Here is a 20574-nt window from a genome sequence, read left to right as displayed (position 1 = left end):
GGTTCAGTTAAGAACCGGTCGCTCACTCAACGTACTGACGAATGATTAACCTGCCGGCGTGAATCCACCCCGACAGGAAAACCTTCCTTTAATACTCGTGTGAGACTTGATACTTTCGCTTCCGGCAAACCCCGAAGGATCCACCGGCGCGTCGCGCATCAAGCGCCCACACTTATCGGCTGTTAATTTTTAAAGATCGATTACGCACTCACTACCGGAACAGCGCCGCGCGTCGTCAACATCACAACCACCCGGCACCGCTTCGTTCTGCGTCGCTGCATCAGCAGCAGAGAAACGAGATTATGGAGAACGGTCGGCACATCGTCAATCCCCTCAGTGCAATTATTTTCAAAAAGTTGAGAGACGCCGAAGCAGTCCACTTCACGGCGCCAGAAAAATACTTAGGTATCCAAGTTAATTATCGGCCAATAACAGCGATCGTGATTTTTTGCAAGCGAGAGGCGCCAATACTAACGAGCGAACTCACGCCGCAAGAAGCGGAGGAGACGGAGGATGCTGGGGGGGGAACACAGGAGGCCGAGGGAATGAGTGAACGAAGGGGCACAGTAAAACTGGAAGGCAAAGACAAACAGGAAGCGCAACCGAGGGGAGTGGCGTTATGAAGTACTCTTCGGCGCGCGCAGCGCCGCCGGAAGAATGACGCCCTTGTCACTGGCGTATGCAGGTGCACGAACCCAGATTCCAGATGCACCACTACCCGTTGCAGGCCACGGTGCCCACTTAGCATGAGCGGTTTGAGCTGCTTTCTTTTGCCTACTTTTCTTTGCAGCCGGCAAAGAAAAGTAGGTGCCGCCCCGCACAGGGGCAACGCCAATAGACCACTAACAAATCAAGGAAAACCACAGCCCCTAGACAAACAACCCCTAAAGCTCCCGCCCAGCACAGCCGTAAACAAGTAATCCCGCCACATATTTAGCCGCCGACCATGGAAAACCAGACAGAAGCCCAAGCCGAAGCTCAAGCCGCGGCCCCAACACCGTCGTTGACTCTGGAAGCCGTACCAGTAGGCACCCCTCTCGACTGGCCAATCGCAGACTCCGACGGCACGCTCCTCTTCGCCGACGGCACCATCCTGGCGACCACGGACGAGCGCAAATTCCTCTTCGACAACTTCCACCCGCACCGCGGCGACCTGCTGGCAAAGGCCCCACAACCGGAGTCCCAAACCGACCACCCCGCCGACACCGCCGGCAACCTCACACTAAAAGACATGCACCTGACGATAGGTGCATTAATCGGCGTACGGTCGCAGCTCGGCAGCGGTGCCCCGATGCATCCATGCCGCATCATCGGTTTCGCGCCCAACCATGCGCTCTTCGTCACGCCGCCACTGCAAGACGGCCGCATCCTCCCGCTGCGCCTCGGTGAAAACATCGAGATCGTCGCCATAGCAAGCCATGCCGTGTTTCGTTTCGTCTGCACAGTCGAGGCCGTGTGCTGCGCCCCATTCGACTACGTAGTGCTATCGAAGCCCGGTGTGATCCGCCGCCTGCGCGAACGCAAGTCGATCCGCGTCCACGCGCACCTCGCGGTGCGCTTCGGCATCGGCGAAACCGGCGACTCATACGACGGTCTGGGCCTCGCCAAAAGCATCAGCGCACTCGGCATGTCGCTGGCCACTTCGTGGACGCTGGGTGCAGTCGGCGAACGACTGCGCATCGCCTTCTGCCTCAAATCGGCGGAGATGCAAACGGAGATCGAAACCACCGCAGTCATCCGCAACGTGCAGAAAGGCAGTGCGCCGGGCGAGCCGTCGACCCACGGCCTCGAACTCGATCAACTCGACGCCGCGCAGCAGATGGCGATGAAAGTCTTCGTATTCGACCGCCAGGACGACGTGCAGTACTGGTCCAACGGTTTGAAATAAGCGCGCGAAAACGTGCCGGCCGTCGCGCGTGTCGCTCAGACTCAGGCGATCAGTTCGTCCGGCGTAAACAGCGCCGCGCCCCATGCATCGGCAAGTGCCTGGCAACGGCCCAACCGTATCGCCGCTCGCTCGAAGTCGACGAATACCACCTCATCCGCGTGTCGCGGCCGCGTCGGTTGATCGCCACTGCGCCCATCGGTCAGAATCCACAGCCAGCGCTGCTGCGCGGGCTTGCGTCGGACGCTGCGCTCCAGCACCTGCGCGGCATGACGTACGCCGGACGCTAACGGCGTCCCACCGCCCCCGCCCACCGGTCTTAGCCACCGCTCGTTCCACCAGCGCGGCACAGCCGGACCGAAGCGCAGATCGGCACCAGCCCCGCCAAAACACACCAGCGCCGCCTCGGCGCGAGCGGCACTGGCGCGATCGAACAACGCGATCAGCAGACCCTTGGCGAGCGCGAGGCGTTGGCCGCCAAGCATGGAACCGGAGCAATCGAGCACAAAGCAATGCAGCACCCCGCCCCGCGGCGCCTCTCGCGCGAAACGCAGATGCTCGGTGCGCAACGTGTCCTGACGCATTGCGATGAGCGTCGGCAGCCATGCAATGCGCTTGCCCGGCGCACCTTGCAAGCGGCTACGCGGACCTGCGCCGGCACCTTGCCGCCATCGAAAACCGCTGCGCGAGTCAGCGGCGGCACCCTTCCGATGGCTCAGCGTTTTTTTGCGTTGAGCGGAATGACGCCTTTCACCTGCGCGACGCCTGCGGGCTGCGGTGACAAGTAACCCCAATCGCTATCGCCGGCAGCGGCGGCGCTTGACGTTGAATCTAGTGAAGATGGCGAGGACGCAGCATCCGCATCGTCGACAACCTGCCGCGGCGCTTCACTCTCACGTGCGTCGCCACCTGCACGCGTCTCGCGATCGTGGCGCCGATGCATCAGCACCGACTCAGCGACCCGTTCGACATGCTCCGTCGTCACCGCAGCCGCCTGCTCCAGCGCCGCCAATGCCCGCGCCGCGCGCAACATCACGAGATCGGCACGCAACCCATCGACCGCCGCGTCGATGCACAGCGCACTCACATGCGCATGCACGGCGTCGTCGAAGTCAAGTTGCGGCAGCACTTCACGTGCCGCATGAATCCGCTGAACATACGTTTCCTGTTGCTGCGTATAGCCGGCACGAAAACCCTGCGGATCGAGATCGAACGCCAGACGTGCCTTGACGATCTGCTGACGCACCTGTGGCTCAAAACAGTTCTGCAACCCGACCATCAAACCAAATCGATCGATCAGTTGCGGCCGCAACTCGCCTTCTTCCGGATTCATCGTGCCGATCAGCACGAAGCTCGCATCGTGACTATGCGAGACGCCATCGCGTTCGATGGTATTCACTCCACTGGCAGCCGCATCGAGTAACGCATCGACGAGCGCATCGGGCAGCAGATTCACCTCGTCGACATACAGTACGCCGCGATGCGCTTTCGCGAGTAAGCCAGGCGAAAAACGCACCGAGCCATCGCGCAGCACGGTTTCGATATCGAGCGTGCCGATCAGGCGGTCTTCACTCGCGCCCAGCGGCAAATTCACCAATTGCCCTTCGGGTAACAGCTCCGCGAGCGCGCGCGCCGCGGTCGACTTCGCCGTGCCGCGGGGCCCGCTCACCAGCACGCCACCCAGACCAGGATCGATCGCAGCGAGCAGGAGCGCCTGCTGCAATGGCGTCTGGCCAATCAGCGCGGCAAAGGGGAAAGCGAGCCGTTGGGTCGCAGCATTCATGTTTGCATTCCTTCGATCTGCTGCTCGCTCGCGAGCAGATGCTGTTCGACTTGCGCGCGATAGTCGCCGGGCGCCTGCCACAAGCCGCGCTGCATCGCTTCGAGCAGACGCTCGCAGATCGAATGCATGGCGTGCGGATTGTGCCGTTGCAAGAACTCGCGCGTGTCGGCGTCGTTCAGATAAGCGTCGGTGACGAGCGCATATTGATGATCGGCGATCACGCGCGCGGTTGCGTCGTAGCCGTAGAGATAGTCGACCGTCGCCGCGATTTCGGCGGCACCCTTGTAGCCATGGCGTTTCACGCCATCGAGCCATTTCGGATTGACCACGCGCGAGCGGACCACCCGCGCGATCTCTTCATGCAGCGTGCGCACGCGTGGCGCGGCCGGATTGCTGTGATCCGCGTGATAGATCTGTGGTTGAGTGCCAGTCAGGTGCCGCACAGCCGCGACCATGCCACCCTGGAACTGGTAGTAATCGTTCGAATCGAGCAGGTCGTGCTCGCGGTTGTCCTGGTTCTGCAGCACGACGTCCATTGCGGCGAGACGTGTGCCGAATGCCTGGCGCGCTTCTTCGCCGGCGCTTTTCTGAGTGTAGGCGTAACCGCCCCAGGCCTGATAGGCGTTCGCGAGATCGGCGTCGGTTTGCCATTGCTGCGAGTCGATCATGTCCTGCAGACCCGCGCCATAAGCGCCAGGCCGCGCGCTGAACACGCGCCAGCCGGCACGCTTGCGCGCCTCGGCGGCGTCCATGCCGCGCGCAATCAGCACGTCGCGTTCGCGCAGCACACGCGCGCGGATCGGGTTCAGTTCTTCGGGCTCGTCGAGTTCGGCCACGGCCTGCACGGCGGCGTCGAACAGATGCATCACGTTCGCGAAGGCATCGCGGAAAAAGCCGGATACGCGCAACGTGACGTCGATACGCGGCCGGTCGAAGGCCTCGATCGGCATGATTTCGAAATCGGTCACGCGATGACTGCCTGGAGCCCACTTCGGCCGCACGCCGAGTAAAGCGAGTGCCTGGGCGATATCGTCGCCACCGGTGCGCATGGTCGCGGTGCCCCATACCGAGAGGCCGATCGCGCGCGGATAGTCGCCCTTCTCCTGCAAATGCCGTTCAATCAACTGCTGCGCGGATTTCAAACCGAGCGACCATGCCGCTTGCGTCGGCACTGCGCGCGTATCGACCGAATAGAAATTGCGGCCGGTAGGCAGCACGTCGGGCCGTCCGCGCGACGGCGAACCGCTCGGCCCCGGCGGCACGAAACGCCCCTCAAGGCCGCGCTTCAGGTTCAGCATTTCCTGCGGACCGCAGGCGTCGAGCCGCGGCAATACGTCGTTGCGCAGACGTTCGATCACGCGTTCGGCTTGCGGCAAAGTTCCGCTTGCGGGCGCCGCATCGGACGTTTCATGGCCGCACACTTCACGCAACATCTCAGCCGCCAGCAGTTCCAGACGCTCGCGTGTATCGCCACAATGCCGCCAGGGCGCATCGCTCACCCGCTGCAATACCTCAGGACGTGGACCGTCCCACGCCGCAGCCCAGTCCACCGACAACGGATCGAACAGATGATCCATCAGCAGATCGCGCGCCAACGCGTCGATCAAACCAGCCTTGCCGCCCTGGCCATCGCCGACCGGAAAGCGCCCCAGCGCCAGCAACGTATCGCGCCGCTGCACACCCTCAGGCGACTGCCCGAACGTATGCAAGCCGTCGCGAATCTGCGCCTCCTTCAACTCGCACAGCCACGCATCGACGCGCGTCAGCAGCGCATCTTCATCGTCCTGACCGTTCGGCTCCGCAAGACTCAACTCGTCATGCAGCTTATGCTCGACGATGGTCGCGAGAATGGTGCGCCTCAACAGCTTCGAGCGGCGCGGGTCGACCATCAGTGCTTCATAGTATTCGTCGACCTGGCGCTCGAGGTCCTGCAACGGCCCGTAACTTTCGGCGCGCGTGAGCGGCGGCATCAGGTGATCGATGATGACGGCCTGCGCGCGACGCTTCGCCTGACTGCCCTCGCCCGGATCGTTGACGATGAACGGATACAGATGCGGCATCGGGCCGAGAATCAGATCGGGCCAGCAGGCATCGCTCAACGCGACGCTCTTGCCGGGCAGCCATTCGAGATTGCCGTGCTTGCCGACATGCACGACCGCGTCGATGCCGAACTGATGACGCAGCCAGAAATAGAACGCCAGATACGCATGCGGCGGCACGAGTTCAGCGTCGTGATAGCTCGCGTAATCGCCCTGCTCGCGCGAACGCGACGGCTGAATCCCAACGAACACCTGCCCGCAACGCCAGCCCGCGATCATGAAACGGCCGCGCCGCAGTGTCGGATCCTGCTCGGGTGAGCCCCAACGCGCGTTCAGCGCATTGCGAGCTTCGGCGGGCAACGCATTGAAGTACACAAGATAGTCGTCGAGCGCGAGGCTTTGCAACGCAGGCCGCAAGTCACGCACGACCGGATCGTTGGTCACGCCTTCGGTCAGCTTCTTCAACAGCGCGTCACCGTCGGCGAGCAGCTCGGCCACGCGATATCCCTCATCGCGCAACATGGACAGAATGCCGACCACCGAGGCCGGGGTGTCGAGCCCTACGCCATTGCCGATGCGCCCTTCGCTCATCGGATAGTTGGCGAGGATCAGCGCAAGTTTCTTGTCCGCGTTATCGAGCGTGCGCAGACGGCACCAGCGGCGGCTCAATTCGGCCAGAAAGCCGACGCGTTCGAGGTCCGGTTGGTAGCGGACCACGTCGACTTCGGTATGCGGACAACGATAGGCGAGGCCCTTGAAGCTGATCGCCCGCGTGATGATGCGGCCGTCCACTTCCGGCAGCGCAATATGCATGGCGATATCGCGCGAGTTGAGGCCCTGATTGTCCTTGACCCAATCCTCGCGATTGCCGCCGCTCAGGATCACCTGCATCACCGGCGCGTCGCCGGCGAGCGCAAGCGGCTCGGGGTCATCGATAGCGGACGCGGCGAATGCGGTTGTATTCAGCACCAGCGCGACATCATGTTGCGCGCACAACTGCTGTACGACGTCGCGGCTCATCGCGTCTTTAAGCGAGGTAATCGCGATCGGCAGCGGATTCAGGCCTTGCGCTTCGAGCGCATCGATCAGGGCGTCGAACACGGCCGTGTTGGCCGCTTGCAGATGCGCCTTGTAGAACAGAATCGCAGCGACCGGCGCGCCCTCCCGCCAGCGCGCCTGCCAGTCGGCAATGGTCGGCGTGTCGCGTTCGGGATGGTAGAGCGTCGCGGCAGGCAACGCGCGCGGCAGCGCAGGCTCGCGCCCCCAGCCAAGCGCGCGGTACGCGAGAAAGCGCAGGAACGCCTCGGCATTCTGCGGGCCGCCTTCACGCAGATAGCGCCATAGCTGATGACACAGATCGGCGTCGGCGGTGCTGCGCGCGAGCAGATTCGGGTCTTCCTGCAGATCGCCGGAGAACATCGCGAGCGTCTGCTGCTTGCGCTCGGCGAGCGCGACCACCTGTTCGATGCCGTACGGCCAGTACGCCTCGCCGCCGAGATGATCGACCACCACGACACGCGCATGCTGCAACACGTCTTCGACATAGAAATCGACCGAAGCCGGTTGCCGCAAATACGTGACGTTCGCAAGCCGCACGCTCGGAAAACCCGCGCCCAGACGAGGAAACACGCTCGCGAGCAACGACAGCGTGGTATCCGCGGAGCTGAGCACCACGATATCGGCGGGCCGTTGATCGATCCGGATCACGCCCTGTGTATCGTCGACAAAACCGCCCGGCGTAGTGCGCAGCAGATGCATGACAGGTTACGCCTGTTGCGGCTGGGCGCTGTTCGCGACGGCGCCCAACGCAGCGTCGAATGCCTGTTGCAGCGCGGCCTGGTCGAGGTCTTCGCCGATCAGCACGAAGCGGCTTTGTTGCTCTGCGCCCGTTTCACCCGCTTGCCAGCGCCGGTCGAAATAACTATCGAAACGACGGCCCACGCCCTGGATCACCAAGCGCATCGCCGCACCCGGCAACGCCGCGAACCCTTTCACGCGGTAAATCGTGTTGGTTTCGACGAGGCCCTGCAACGCGGCGATCACGGCTTCGCGCGACGAAACATTCGCGTGCACCACCACCGAATCGAACTCGTCGTGATGGTGATCGGCGTCTTCGGCCGAACCGTGATGGTCGTGGCGCAGATGAATCGTTTCTTCCGACGCCGCTTCAAGGCCCAGCAGCGTATGCAGGTCGAGTTGACCCATCTGCGCGCGCACGATCTTCACTTGCGGCGGAATTTCTTCGCGGATGGTGGCCTCGACAGAAGCCTGCTGCGCGTCGTCGAGCAGATCCGTTTTGTTCAGAATCACCAGATCGGCCGCCGACAATTGGTCTTCGAACAATTCGTGCAACGGCGATTCGTGATCGAGATTCGGATCGGCCTTGCGTTGCGCATCCACGGCGACCGGGTTGTCGGCGAACTGGCCGCTCGCCGCGGCCGGGCCGTCAACCACGGTAACGACCGCGTCGACGGTAAAGCTATTCTTGATCTGCGGCCAGTTGAACGCCTGGACCAGCGGCTTCGGCAATGCGAGGCCGGACGTCTCGATCAATACATGATCGATCTGCTCGCGGCGCTCCACCAGCTTTTCCATCACCGGGAAAAACTCTTCCTGCACGGTGCAGCACAGGCAGCCGTTCGCGAGTTCATACAGTTGCCCTTCGGTTTCGACGCCGTTTTCATCGCAGCCGATGCCGCAACCCTTGAGGATTTCCCCGTCGATGCCGAGTTCGCCGAACTCGTTGACGATCACCGCGATGCGCTTGCCGCCCGCATGCTGAAGAATGTGCCGCAGCAGCGTGGTCTTGCCGCTGCCGAGAAAGCCCGTGACGATGGTGACGGGGATCTTGCGCATTTGAGTTTGCATCGTGAGGTCCATCCGTAGGAGCTGCTCGTGCACGCCGGCGCATTGTGTACAGGTTGGGCAAACGGGGCACATGCCCCAAACCACGACATTAACCAGACACGGGGACGAACAACGGCGTTGCCGAGGCAACCGAAAAACAGAAAACGAGAATGAGGTCATGAACGCGCCACCGCATCCCCGCGATGGTCGTTCTTCGTAGTCTGGCCGGTATCCGGGCTGGCGAAAGCGCCGCTTCCCCTTCCCGGACGAGTGGTTTCTCGCCCAGTGGTTATATGCCGACGCGGCCTTGCGCGTGGACATCGAAGCCGGCTCCGCGGCGCTCTTGAACGCACCGCTTTTCGCTTACCGTTGCGGGGGCAGCACAGGTTGACCCGGTCCATTGCAGGTGGGCACCCTGTTTCCCGTTTAACTGCATGCGCACGAGCGCGCACGCGAGCACCAAAGTGCGTGCGAGTGTAGGCCGAGCGCCCCGTGCCGTCAAGGAACCGCGGGCTGCGGCAAGGCCTTTCCACAGTGCCGGCGCGGCCCGCCGTGTGCTATCGTATGCGCGCGTTTGGTGCCCGCATATGCGTTCGCATGTGCAGTTAAACGGGAAACAGGCCGCGCTCGCTGCGCTCAACCTGTGCTGTCCCCGCAACGGTAAGCGACCTGCGGTGCTTTCGCATCGCGCATGCGTTTTTGATGCCACTGTCCGACGAATCCGGACGGGAAGGCAAAACGCATGAGGCCGCCAGCCCGGATACCGGCCAGACGCGGAGGCAGCGAACGTCACGCTGCCGGCCGCCGGAATCCGCGAGGGACGGATGTGAAGGCGCTGAAGCACGACGTCGCGCGGCCGTTGGCGTTTCCCTGTGAGAAACGCGGCGAGCAGCGTTATTCGTCGCGCGTAATCCGTAGCACCGCATGACCTCAATTTCCGTCGCCTCCGGCCTCATCGAGCCTCATCCGTTTCCGTTTATCACGACATGGCGCACGCCATGCACGCCGCAATGAGCCGCGCCTGGCTGATCGGCGCCGGCCCCGGCGATGTCGAACTGATGACGCTCAAGGCAACGCGCGCGTTGGCGCAAGCCGATGTGGTCCTGGTCGACGATCTGGTGAACCCCGACGTGCTGCAGTTCGCGCGCGCCGACGCGCTGGTCGTGTACGTCGGCAAACGTGGCGGGCATCCGTCGACGCCGCAGGCCGGCATCGTCGCGCAAATGCTCGAACATCTGCAGGCGGGACGCAGCGTCGCCCGTTTGAAAGGCGGCGATCCGTTCGTGTTCGGCCGTGGCGGCGAAGAACAGCAAGCGCTACATGCCGCGGGCATCCGCGTGGACGTGATCAACGGCATCACCGCCGGGATTGCGGCGCCCGCGGCAATCGGCATTCCTGTGACGCATCGCGATCACGCGCAAGGTGTGGTGTTCGTCACCGGACACGGCGCCGGCAGCGGCGAGCCGGACTGGGCCGCGCTCGTCGCCACGCGGATGACGCTGGTGATTTACATGGGCATGCGGCGGCTGAACGAAATCGTCGACGCGTTGCTCGCGGCCGGGATGAGCGCCGATACGCCGTGCGCGGCGATCGAATCGGCTACGCGCCCCGAGCAACGGCATGCGCTCGCGCGGCTCGGCGAGTTCGCGGATACGGTCTCGCGCGCCGGGCTCGGCTCGCCGGCGATCGTGGTGATCGGCGGTGTGGCGTCGCTGGCGTTGGCGCGGCATGCGGTGAATGTTGGCAGCGAACCCCGCGGACACGCAATGAAAACGCTAACGGTCGGTATCGGTTGTCGTTTGCACAGCTCCGCCGAGGAAATCGAAACGGCTGTACGTGCCACGCTCGGCTCGCATCCATTCGACGAAATCAGCACGATCGCCTCGGTCGACGTCAAAGCCCAGGAAGCCGGCTTACTCGAATTCTGCGCACGTCATGCGCTGCCGCTGAAGCTGTTCAGCCGCGAGCAAATTGCGGCGATCTCCGTGGACGATCCGTCGGCGGCCGCACGCGAGCATCTCGGCATAGACGGCGTCTGTGAGCCGTGCGCCTTGCTCGCTGCGGCGGCCGAATCTGGTGCAGCCAGCGTACCTGGTGCGGCCCATGCATCGGTTGGATCAATTACCCCAGTTGCCTCGTCTGCAGCCGACACCCCCAACGCACGGCTACTCGTGCGCAAAACCGTACACGCCGGCGTCACAGTCGCGATAGCATCGACCACCGCCCGCCCCGCCCGCGAACACACAAACACCGACGCTCAAGAACAGGACCTCCCATGAAGACCGATCCCGAATCCCATCAGCGCATGACCGAACGCCGGCGCGAGGGCCATGAGAAAAAGCAGGCCAGCGCCACCGTCGAAAAAGGTCTGCTGATCGTCAATACCGGCACCGGCAAAGGCAAAACCACCGCAGCGTTCGGCATGGCCGTGCGCGTGCTCGGGCACGGCATGCGCCTCGGCGTCGTGCAATTCATCAAGGGCGCGCTGCATACGTCGGAGCGCGACTTCCTCGGCGCAATCGCCAATTGCGACTTCGTCACGATGGGCGACGGCTACACCTGGAACACGCAGAATCGCGACGCCGACATCGCCACCGCGCGCAAAGGGTGGAACGAAGCACGTCGCATGATCGAAAGCGGCGACTATCAGATGGTGATCCTCGACGAACTGAACACCGTGCTGAAATACGAATACCTGCCGCTCGACGAAGTACTGTCGGTACTGAACGCGCGCGCGGCGATGCTGCACGTGGTGGTGACCGGCCGTCACGCGCCGGACGCGCTGATCGAAGCCGCCGACCTCGTCACCGAAATGCGCATCGTCAAGCACCCGTATCGCGAGCAAGGCGTGAAAGCGCAGCGTGGCGTGGAGTTCTGAGCGATGTCCGCGTGCCCCGCCCTGTTCATTAGCGCGCCCGCGTCGGGCCAAGGCAAGACCACGATTACCGCGGGTCTGGCTCGCTACCATCGGCGACAGGGGCGACGCGTGCGCGTATTCAAGACCGGCCCCGACTTTCTCGACCCGATGATCCTGGCGCGTGCCAGCGGGGCGCCAGTCCTGTCGCTCGATCTGTGGATGGTGGGTGAGTCGGCCTGTCGCAATCTGCTCGCGCAGGCGGCCGCCGAAGCGGATCTGATTCTGATCGAAGGCGTGATGGGTCTGTTCGACGGCACGCCGAGCAGCGCAGATCTGGCAACCACATTCGGCGTGCCGGTACTCGCGGTGATTTCGGCGAAAGCCATGGCGCAGACCTTCGGCGCGGTCGCTTTCGGCCTTGCGCAATTCAGGACGGAGGTACCGTTTTACGGCGTGCTCGCCAATCGCGTCGGTTCGCCAAGGCACGCGCAAATGCTTGAAGAGACTTTGCCGCCGGACCTGCGCTGGTGCGGGCACATCAGCGGCAACGACGAGATCGAGCTGCCCGACCGCCATCTCGGCTTGCATCAGGCGGCGGAGATCGACGATCTTGACACACGTCTGGATCGCGCCGCCGATGCGCTCGCGCAAACCGCGCTGGCCAAATTGCCGCCGCCGGTCGAATTCGGCACGCCTATAGAAGAAGCACCGCCGCGTCTTCTGGAAGGCAAGCGCATCGCCATTGCGCGCGATGCCGCATTCTCGTTCATCTATCCGGCCAACGTCACGCTGTTGGCGACACTCGGCGCGCACATCGATTATTTCTCACCGCTCGCCGATGAAGCGCTGCCGGAGCATGCCGACGCCCTGTACCTGCCAGGCGGCTATCCCGAACTGCATGCGGAATTGCTCGCCCGCAATCTGCGCAGTGCCGCAACGATTCTCGCGCATGCTGCAGCAGGCAAACCGGTCGTCGCCGAATGCGGCGGTATGCTCTACCTGCTTGAACAGTTGACCGACACGGGCGGCACCACAACGCCGATGCTCGGCCTGCTGCCCGGCCATGCAACAATGCAAACGCGCTTCACCGCGCTCGGCATGCAACAGATCGACAGCCTGCACGGTTCAATGACCGGCCACACATTTCACTACTCAAAGCTGACGACGCCGCTCACGCCGCTGCGTTCAGCCACCCGGCCAAATAACGATGCCCCCGGCGAGGCCGTATTCCGCGCCGGCTCGATCGTGGCAACCTATATGCATGCTTATTGGCCCTCCAACCCGGCCTTCACGGCCGCCCTGTTCCATGGCGAAGCCTTTTAACGATTCCGAACGCGAAGCCGTCTACCGCGCGATTTACGAGCGGCGCGACATGCGCCATTTCGTGCGCGACCCGGTTGACCCTGCCGTGCTGCAACGCCTGCTCGATGCGGCGCATCATGCGCCGAGCGTCGGCTTCATGCAGCCATGGCGCATCGCGCGCATTACCGACCCGGCTTTGCGCACGGCGCTGCACGCGAGCGTCGAAAGCGAACGCCTCGCCACCGCCGACGCACTCGGCAAGCGTCGCGAAGAGTTCATGAAGCTGAAAGTGGAAGGCATGCTGGAATGCGGCGAACTGCTGGTGATGGCGCTGATGGACGGCCGCGAGCGTCACATCTTCGGACGCCGCACCTTGCCGGAAATGGACCTGGCTTCCGTGGCGTGCGCGATCCAGAACATGTGGCTGGCCGCACGGGCGGAAGGTCTGGGAATGGGCTGGGTGTCGCTATTCGACGTCGACACGGTGCGTACGCTGCTGCATATGCCCGAGGGCGCACGGCCGGTGGCGATCCTGTGTCTCGGCCACGTCGATCAGTTCTATAGCGAGCCGATGCTGGAAACCGAACGCTGGGCGAGCCGCATGCCGCTCGCCGATTGCGTGTTCGAAAATCGCTGGCCGGCAGACGACAAAGCGCCGGAATAACGGGGGCGCAGACCTCTGACTGCTACGGCTGAACAGGCTTGACCGAAACCACATCCGGCACGCCGCCCGCCTGATCGGTTCGCAGTTTCACGCGCCAGTCGGGCGGCGCATCGAACGGAAATTTTGCCAGCGCGCTTTTCACCAGCACCGGCATCGCATGCAGCGGGTCGGCATCGCGATCGCTGCTGGCCGCGCTCACCTTGTAGACTTCCTGTCCGCTCGACTGCTCGAAAAACCGCAGCGTCAGCGCGTGCTGATAAGCGCGTCCGCCGAATAGCGAAAACGGCGGTTCGGGCGAGCGTTCGCACACGCCTGGCGCGCAGTCCTTCGCGCCCACGCCGATTGCGGCCGGCCGCGTGTCATACGCGATCGACAGCAAATAGTGCGCGGACTTGCCCGCCGAATCGGTGAAGCCGTTCTTCGCCAGCTCATCGCGCAGCATCGTTTCAAATTGCGGATGATCCGCGCTGACATCCTGCGACGGCATGCGCGCAATCGTATAGGTGCGCTCGCCCTGCAGCACGGCCGAGGGATTCGCCGTGTGCACGTCGGCGTTCAAACCGGCGCATCCAGTCAGACTCGCCGCGGCCAGCGCAGCACAGATCAATATCGCTTTCACCGGCTTCTCGCTTCGATAAGATGAGTGTTCATAGTCATGAGCGTGGCATTGTGGACACGTCGGCTTGCGCTTCGTCGAGTGCCGGCAGGGAAATCGTAAATGCGGTCCCCTTGCCCGGCGCGCTGACCACCTCGACATCGCCGCCATGACGCGTCACGACGGTCTTGACGAATGCCATGCCCAATCCGGCACCGCCCACTTCCGGCCGCTCCGTCTCGTGAAAGCGCCGGAAGCGCTCGAACAGGCCCGCCTGCTGCTCCTCGGGAATCCCATAGCCTTCGTCGCGAATCGTGCACGATACACGTTTTGCCGCAGCGGGCGCGGCCATCTGCGTCAGGCCGCGTGGTGCGCTGAGACAGCCGACGCTCTTCAGGCTGCACGTGATCCGCGTATCCGGCGGACTGTACTTGACTGCATTGTTCAGGATGTTGACGAGTGCACGCGTCATCAGCGAGCGGTCGGCGCAGATCCAGTGGCCGTCGTCGGCATCGGTCCCGCCGGCCGTATCGGTTTGCAGCGTGATGCGCTTGGCGTGGGCCTGCGGCCAGACTTCGTCGCTGGCGTCGATCAACAGCTCGGTCATGCTCACCGGTTCGAGCACATAGGTTTGCGATTCGGCGCGCGCGAGTTGCACGAAATCGTCGGCGAGCGTCAGCGCACGTTGCGCATAACGCTCGATGCGTTCCAGCAGGCCACGCGCGAGCACCGGCTCGCTGCGCGCCCGCTCGATCTCCACCAGCGCCAGAATCGAAGCCTGCGGCGAGCGCATATCGTGCGACAGCAGCCGCAACGCGTCTTCCCGTTGGCGCTCGGCCGCGTGCAAGGCCGATACGTCGACCAGGCCCGCTATCCAGCCCGTCGTCTCACCTTGCTCGTTCGTGCAATTCGCGTAGCGCAACAGATGGTCGCGCTCGTGGGCGTCGCGCACCTCGACGCCTTGCGCCATCAGCTCGGCGAACTCGCCGCGCGCGGGATCGAGCAGCGCCGGCCACTGAGCATGCGCGAGGAGATTGTTCTCGGCGTCCGACGCTGCGCCACTATCGATGGTCTTGACCAGCGTCAGGCCGCCCAACACGGCCCGCATCGGCCGGCCCTCCGGCAGCGGTGCGTCAAGACGCGCGAAATGCGCCTTGGCGGCATGGTTCGCAATCAGCACGATGCCTTCCACGTCGCTCACCAGGATCGGCTCGGGCATGCTGTCGAGGCTGTCCCACACGAAGCGTTTCATGTCCTGCACGCGCTGCGCCGCCTGCGCCATCAGCGCCATATGCTGCTCCAGCACGTCACCGCCGAACTCGCGGCGGCGCTGTGGTGTTTCCGGCAGGAGGTGCGGCTCGTCGGCGAGGCGTTGCAACTCTTCGCGCAGATAAGCCATCGTCATTTCGAGGCGCCGCCAGTTCCAGATCGGATACACCACGATCAAACCGGCGATCGCCGGCACCGGCGACATCCACAGCCGCGCGCCGTATAGCAGCGCCGCGCTGCCGACGGTGGCAAGCGCGCCCAACGCGACGGTCAGCAGCAACGAACGTCGCGGCGACAGCACCAGAAAGCCGGCGAGCAGCGCGGCGAGCGGCGCCAGCGACACCGCGAACAGCACCCAGGGCTCGGCGGGCTCGAGCTCGCGACCGGTCAGCAGCGTATCGAGCACGTTCGCGTGGATATAGACACCGGGCAGCGGCCCCAGCTCACCGGACACCGGTGTGGCAAAGCGGTCGTACAAGCCGGACGCGGTCACGCCGATCAGCACGATGCGTCCGTGCAGCTTGTCCGCGGGGACATTGCCGGCGAGCACATCCGCAAAACTCAGCTTCGCGTAGTTCTGCGCGTTCGGACCGAAAGGGATCAGGAAGCGGCCCTCGCCTTCATTATGGTCATCGGATTGGGCCGCCGCCTCGCCGGACGACGGCCGGTGCGGCCGCTCGTTCAGTTGCAGCGCGCCATGCTCGACGGCCTGGGCGACCGGCACCATCAGTTGCGGCCAGCGCGAATTCGCGTCGCCCTCGAACCGCGCGACGCTGCGCACGATGCCGTCGCTATCGACTTCAAGGTTGATATGCCCAAGCCCGGCTGCGGCATGCACGAGCGGCGCCACCGGCTCGACCGCGACGCGCTGGCCGGCGCCGTCCGGCGGGGTCAGCAGCATCGGCAGATAGGTGGGGCTCAGGGCGACCGCGCGGGCGAGTTCGGTGTCTTCCGGATTGGCTTCGGTAAACAGCACGTCGTAGATCACCGCGGCGGGCTTCGCCTTCGCAATCTGTTCGAGCAGCCTGGCGTGGGTGCTGCGCGGCCATGGCCAGCGGCCAAGCTGCGCAATGCTGGCGTTGTCGATTTCGAGCACCACGATATCGCGCAGCAACGGTTGCGCGCGCAGACTCAGAAACCGGTCGTAGACCAGATGATCGACGCCGGCGGTCAGCCGGCCGAGCGAACTGAGCAGAATCACCACAATGCCCAGGCAGCCGATCGCCACCCATTCGAGCAGGAAGCGGCGGCCGGCACGCCGTCCGAGGCGGGCGCGCGGGTCGAGGCTCAGGCGCGTGTGTGTGGTCGGCAAAGCGTGGCGTGGTTGAGAACTAAGGAACGGGTCGATTGTCGACCCGGCCCCGTGAATCTACCAGCGTCAGCGTGCAAGCGTAAACGAGCGGACCGCGCTGCTCTTCTCGTAGAAGCGGCCGTTTTCGAACTGCTCGGCGACGATCGTCCAGTAGTAGACGCCGCCCGGCAGGTCGCTCACCACAATCTGGCCGCCCGTCAGATCGGTCCTATCGACGAGCGGATGGCGCAGGTCGGCGGTCGTGGCCAGCACAAAGCGAAAGCGCGTCTCGACCGTGGAACGGCTGACGAACCAGCGGAATTCGTAGTCGCGGCTGCCGGCGCGCGGGCCTGCCGACGCATCCAGACCCAGTTGGCGCCGCTCGAAACCGTAAACCTGCGGCAGGCCTTCGAGTCCGTTCGCGTCGATCGCGGCGATACGGACGAAATACGTACCGTCGGCCAGATCGCCGAAGTCCGCATGCGGCGCACTCACGCGCAGATCGCGAATCAGGTCGAGCTGATCGGCATCGCGCGCAATCTGTACGCGATAGGCCACGGCGCGCTCGGCGGGGACGAGGTCGAAAGCGACCGTTTTGCCGTTCTGCACTTTTGCCGGATCGGTAAGCGACGGCGCGGCCAGCAATTCCACCGGACCGCCGATCGCGCCGCCGGCCCGCGTGATACTGCCAAAGCGCGCCTTGACGAGTTGAGCCGACGCCTGCAGCGGCACGCCGGGTGGCGGCGCGGAGATCCGGCCATCGACGGCGGCCGGGTCGACGCCGACCGCGCCGTCCAGCACTTCCACTGCCGTGGTTTGTGCGTCGCCGTCGTAGGCGACCTTGAAGCGCGTACCCGCCGGGGCCGCCGCCGCCCGCCCCGCCCGCCCTCCCCCCGGCGGTGGTTTGGGCGTCCCCGTCGTGGGCGCCTTTGAAGCGCGCCCCGCGCCCGCCCGCCACAACCGATGGCGAGCGGATCTGGAAGCGGTCGTCCTTTTTGGTGGCATGCGTGACCTGGCTCTCGACTTCGCCATGCTTCAGATCGAGTACGCGATCGCCCGCGCCGGTCAGCACGGTGCGCCGCAGCGTGCCGATATCGAGCACACCATTCTGCGACACCGTGATGTAGGAGCCGTCCGACAACTCCAGCGTGACAAAGCCGTTATGGCCGGTGCGAATGCGGTCGCCTTCGCCGAGCGTCGTGCCCGCCGTGAGCGGCGTAAAAGGATTCTTGCCGAAGGCGTGCTCCGCCGGACCGCTCGTTGCGATCACGCGCGCCGACTCGGGGTCCTGTCTGAGCCTGTCGGCCGGCAGACGCAGCGTGATTCCGGCCGGCAAGCGGCGTGGCGCGGGCACATGATTCAGGCGGCTCAACATGGCCCAATCGCCGGAGTCGCGCAGATAGCGGCCGGCGATTTCGTACAACGTGTCGCCGTCGTGGGTCACGTAGGACACATAGACTGGCGCCGCCGTTTTGCTACGTGGCTTCGGCGCGCGCGACGATTGCGCATCCGCCGACACCGGTACGAAGCACGTCATTGCAATCAGGCCGGCGGCCAGCATCGCGCCGGCGCGCCAGCCCGGCGAACCTGCGCGGCCGGGCGCTACCGCATCGAAAGCAACCGTCACGCATCCCCCGCTTCGGGGCGTTCTTCGGCGGCCACGGACGGCGAGCCGGATTCGATCCGCTCGAGCCGGTACCCATAGCCGTAGATCGGCGTCAGACGATAGCCATATTCCGGGCGCAAGCCGAGCTTGCTGCGCAGCATCGACACGTGCGTGTCCATCGTGCGCGAAGGAATATCCGTCGCCTGCTTCCAGATCACGTCGAGAATGTGCGCGCGCGACAACGGCCGGCTCAGATGCTGGAACAGCAGCAGCGCGAGTTCGAACTCCTTCTGCGTCACGGCGACGGTCGCGCCGCGCACCACCACGTGCTTCGCGCTCAGATCGAATTCGAATTCGCCGAAAACTTCTTTCGCCGCAGACGGCTTCAGGTGGTACGCCCGGCGCAGCAACGAGCCGACACGCGCCAGCAGGACCGCCGCGGAGACCGGCTTGACGACGTAATCGTCCGCGCCGGTGTTGAGGATCGAAGTAATATCGGTTTCGCGACCGCGGCTCGTCATGAACAGGACCGGCAAGCGTTCGGAGAGGCTTTCGCGCACCCAGCGCAGCACCTCTTCGCCCGACATGTCGGGCACGTTCCAGTCGAGCACGAGCAGATCGAAGGTCTGGCGCCGCAATTGCCGCACCAGTTCACGGCCCGCGCCGTAAGCATGACAAACGTGGCCGGCCGCCGACAGCGTTTGGCAAACAAGGTCGGCTTGAGCCGAATCGTCATCCAGGACTGCAATTCTCATAAAACCCCGCAACGCGACATCGTCCTTCGTAACTGTTGGCCGGTGAGCCGGCAGATGGCCGGGATGGCGGTGCGAACACCGACGATCCAGCTTCCTGTTTTCATCTTCGGCCGCACTGTTTTTCGATTAACGGTCCTTTGCCTCGCGCCCTGTTCAGTTCTGCCGCCCCACTGTCTCGAAATTAGCGCGCATTTTTGGCTTTAACGCGCTGATTACCGAGGGGGCAGATCATCATAATCGAAAACGGCCGTTCTTTTTCCCGGATGCACTTATGCAGCTATCCGGCCCGGCTCGGCCACTGCGGGCCGTTCTATGGGATTTTCCCCAACGTCTCTCAGGTTCTGCCTGTTATTGAAATCGACCTCAATGGGTCGTTATTCGAGTCGGCTGGTCTCGCTCGCACAATGGTTGGCCCCGTCTGCCTTTTGTCCTATCGGGCTGTGCCCCCCGGCGCTCAGGAAACAGCGATTTGACAATTTGCGAGTCAGTATAGGAACAGTCTCAAAATAAATCGTTTAAGAATTGTCAAACCGGTTTAAGGATGCGATTGCAGATATACATCGAAACACACAGGCACCAAAAAAACAATTTTAAAAACAATCACTTAAGACAACAATCGGATCAATCGACGTAATGGCGACGTGCGCTATCGCGTTGCAAAACTTCGCGGCCAGCGTAACATTTAGCGTAGGTTTTTTTGCAACCAAAGTAGTCCGGAAACCGACATCAGACCCAAGATGAAGTTCGACGCCAGACGAGCCAAGCTCCTTCAGCCGCAACAACATATAGCGTTCGACGACTTCCCTGGCTTACGACTTGAAGCTACGGCGACTCGACGCACTTGGACGTACCGATACCGATCGCCTCTCGACGGTCACATGCGACAAATCAAGCTCGGGGATTGGCCAGCAATGCCTCTCGCCGCCGCAGTCGTTAAGTGGGAGACAAAACGAGGCATCCGTGATACTGGCGAAGAGGCTCTGTCGCATTAACGCAGGCGAGGTAAAATTCGAGGCGGACGAAAACGCTCTGGCCACACGATGAAGAAGACAATGACGCCACGAACGACGCTTGCTCCAGACATCGCTAAGGTTCTGAAGCGGCTGCACTATCCGCTTGAAGTGATCCTGCTGTGTGTGCGATGGTACGTTGCCTACTCGCTGAGTTTTCGCAATCTCGAGGAAATGATGGCCGAGCGCGACATTTGTGATCATTCGACGGTGCATCGCTGGGTCATCAAGGTGGTGCCACTGTTCGAAAAGACATTTCGTAAGCACAAGCGGCCGGTCGGCAAGAGCTGGCATGTTGACCAAACCTATATCAAGGTCAAGGGCTCGTGGAAGTATCTTTACCGGGCAGTGGATAAGGCGGGCAATACCATCGATTTTCTGTTCAGAGCCAAGCGGGACAAGGCTGCTGCGCGGCGCTTCTTCGAAAAGGCAATTGGTCAGAACGGCTCGCCCGAGACCGTAACCATCGACAAAAGCGGTGCCAATCTGGCCGCGCTTAGCGCGGTGAACGTCGAGCGCGAGATGCCCATCAAGGTTCGTCAGATCAAGTATTTGAACAACATCGTGGAGGTGCGACACGAGGTCGCTTATAGAAGTTGTTCTCACTTCTCGCCGCATAGAAGGAGAGAACCACCGGTGTCACCCGGTGAATCCAGGAGCCTGAATCAAGA

At 63.3% G+C, this 20574-nt stretch carries 14 protein-coding genes, 1 pseudogene and 2 riboswitches; of the genes and pseudogenes, 7 read left to right on the top strand and 8 right to left on the bottom strand.

The window, feature by feature from the left end; genetic code table 11:
- Positions 1 to 946: 946 nt before the first annotated feature.
- The gene (locus FSO04_RS40310) at positions 947 to 1888 is read left to right on the top strand and encodes a flagellar brake protein (RefSeq protein WP_154566999.1); all 942 of its coding nucleotides are present in this window, start codon (positions 947 to 949) and stop codon (positions 1886 to 1888) included.
- Between the two features lie 41 nt (positions 1889 to 1929).
- Here the strand turns inward: FSO04_RS40310 and FSO04_RS40305 are convergent, their stop codons facing one another.
- The 4 genes from FSO04_RS40305 to cobW all read right to left on the bottom strand — a co-directional run bounded on the left by FSO04_RS40305 (position 1930) and on the right by cobW (position 8575).
- Positions 1930 to 2469 carry a vWA domain-containing protein gene (locus tag FSO04_RS40305; RefSeq protein ID WP_372342412.1) on the bottom strand — a complete coding sequence of 180 codons (540 nt, stop codon included), beginning with the start codon at positions 2467 to 2469 and terminating at the stop codon, positions 1930 to 1932.
- A 131-nt stretch (positions 2470 to 2600) separates the two neighbouring features.
- A complete protein-coding gene (locus FSO04_RS40300) occupies positions 2601 to 3668 on the bottom strand; it encodes a magnesium chelatase ATPase subunit I (protein ID WP_154566997.1) in 1068 nt (355 codons plus the stop codon).
- Positions 3665 to 7465 (bottom strand): cobaltochelatase subunit CobN, encoded by a 3801-nt coding sequence (gene cobN / locus FSO04_RS40295; RefSeq protein ID WP_154566996.1) that lies wholly within the window; start codon positions 7463 to 7465, stop codon positions 3665 to 3667. Before cobN ends, FSO04_RS40300 begins: the two co-directional genes overlap by 4 nt.
- 6 nt (positions 7466 to 7471) lie before the next feature.
- Complete coding sequence (gene cobW, locus FSO04_RS40290; RefSeq protein ID WP_302273832.1) at positions 7472 to 8575, bottom strand: cobalamin biosynthesis protein CobW; 1104 nt, start codon at positions 8573 to 8575, stop codon at positions 7472 to 7474.
- Positions 8576 to 8760: 185 nt separating this feature from the next.
- Positions 8761 to 9033, bottom strand: a riboswitch (cobalamin riboswitch).
- Between the two features lie 79 nt (positions 9034 to 9112).
- Positions 9113 to 9340, top strand: a riboswitch (cobalamin riboswitch).
- A gap of 224 nt (positions 9341 to 9564) precedes the next feature.
- Between cobW and cobA the strand changes: the two genes are divergently transcribed.
- From cobA to bluB, 4 genes are read left to right on the top strand one after another with little or no spacing between them, the layout of a single operon-like run.
- On the top strand, positions 9565 to 10833 hold the full coding sequence (gene cobA / locus FSO04_RS48900) for a uroporphyrinogen-III C-methyltransferase (protein WP_372342787.1): 1269 nt from the start codon (positions 9565 to 9567) through the stop codon (positions 10831 to 10833).
- Positions 10830 to 11432: a cob(I)yrinic acid a,c-diamide adenosyltransferase gene (gene cobO, locus FSO04_RS40280; RefSeq protein WP_154566994.1), complete on the top strand. Its 603-nt coding sequence runs from the start codon at positions 10830 to 10832 to the stop codon at positions 11430 to 11432. Before cobA ends, cobO begins: the two co-directional genes overlap by 4 nt.
- A gap of 3 nt (positions 11433 to 11435) precedes the next feature.
- Positions 11436 to 12734: a cobyrinic acid a,c-diamide synthase CobB gene (locus tag FSO04_RS40275; RefSeq protein WP_154566993.1), complete on the top strand. Its 1299-nt coding sequence runs from the start codon at positions 11436 to 11438 to the stop codon at positions 12732 to 12734.
- Entirely contained in the window at positions 12718 to 13377 is a 660-nt protein-coding gene (gene bluB / locus FSO04_RS40270; RefSeq protein ID WP_154566992.1) for a 5,6-dimethylbenzimidazole synthase, read from the top strand. Before FSO04_RS40275 ends, bluB begins: the two co-directional genes overlap by 17 nt.
- 22 nt (positions 13378 to 13399) lie before the next feature.
- Here bluB and FSO04_RS40265 read toward each other — a convergent pair whose 3' ends face one another.
- From FSO04_RS40265 to FSO04_RS40250, 4 genes and pseudogenes are all read right to left on the bottom strand, one after another.
- Entirely contained in the window at positions 13400 to 13996 is a 597-nt protein-coding gene (locus FSO04_RS40265; RefSeq protein WP_233465185.1) for a DUF4136 domain-containing protein, read from the bottom strand.
- A gap of 34 nt (positions 13997 to 14030) precedes the next feature.
- Positions 14031 to 16553, bottom strand: coding sequence for a CHASE2 domain-containing protein (locus FSO04_RS40260; RefSeq protein WP_154566990.1), 2523 nt, complete (start codon positions 16551 to 16553; stop codon positions 14031 to 14033).
- 66 nt (positions 16554 to 16619) lie between these two features.
- Positions 16620 to 18159: pseudogene (locus tag FSO04_RS40255) on the bottom strand (FecR domain-containing protein).
- A complete protein-coding gene (locus tag FSO04_RS40250; protein WP_154566989.1) occupies positions 18156 to 18893 on the bottom strand; it encodes a response regulator transcription factor in 738 nt (245 codons plus the stop codon). Before FSO04_RS40250 ends, FSO04_RS40255 begins: the two are co-directional and overlap by 4 nt.
- Before the next feature lie 737 nt (positions 18894 to 19630).
- On the opposite strand from FSO04_RS40250, the gene FSO04_RS40245 reads away from it, so the two are divergent.
- Together FSO04_RS40245 and FSO04_RS40240 are read left to right on the top strand one after the other, a co-directional pair.
- Positions 19631 to 19885: an Arm DNA-binding domain-containing protein gene (locus tag FSO04_RS40245; RefSeq protein ID WP_154566988.1), complete on the top strand. Its 255-nt coding sequence runs from the start codon at positions 19631 to 19633 to the stop codon at positions 19883 to 19885.
- A gap of 48 nt (positions 19886 to 19933) precedes the next feature.
- The coding region (locus tag FSO04_RS40240) for an IS6 family transposase (protein WP_233465184.1) at positions 19934 to 20574 on the top strand (641 nt) is incomplete at its 3' end.

Origin of the sequence: Paraburkholderia madseniana (genome assembly GCF_009690905.1) — a bacterium.
GTDB classification, from domain to species: Bacteria; Pseudomonadota; Gammaproteobacteria; order Burkholderiales; family Burkholderiaceae; genus Paraburkholderia; species Paraburkholderia madseniana.
This window is presented reverse-complemented; position numbering and strand designations above follow the sequence as displayed.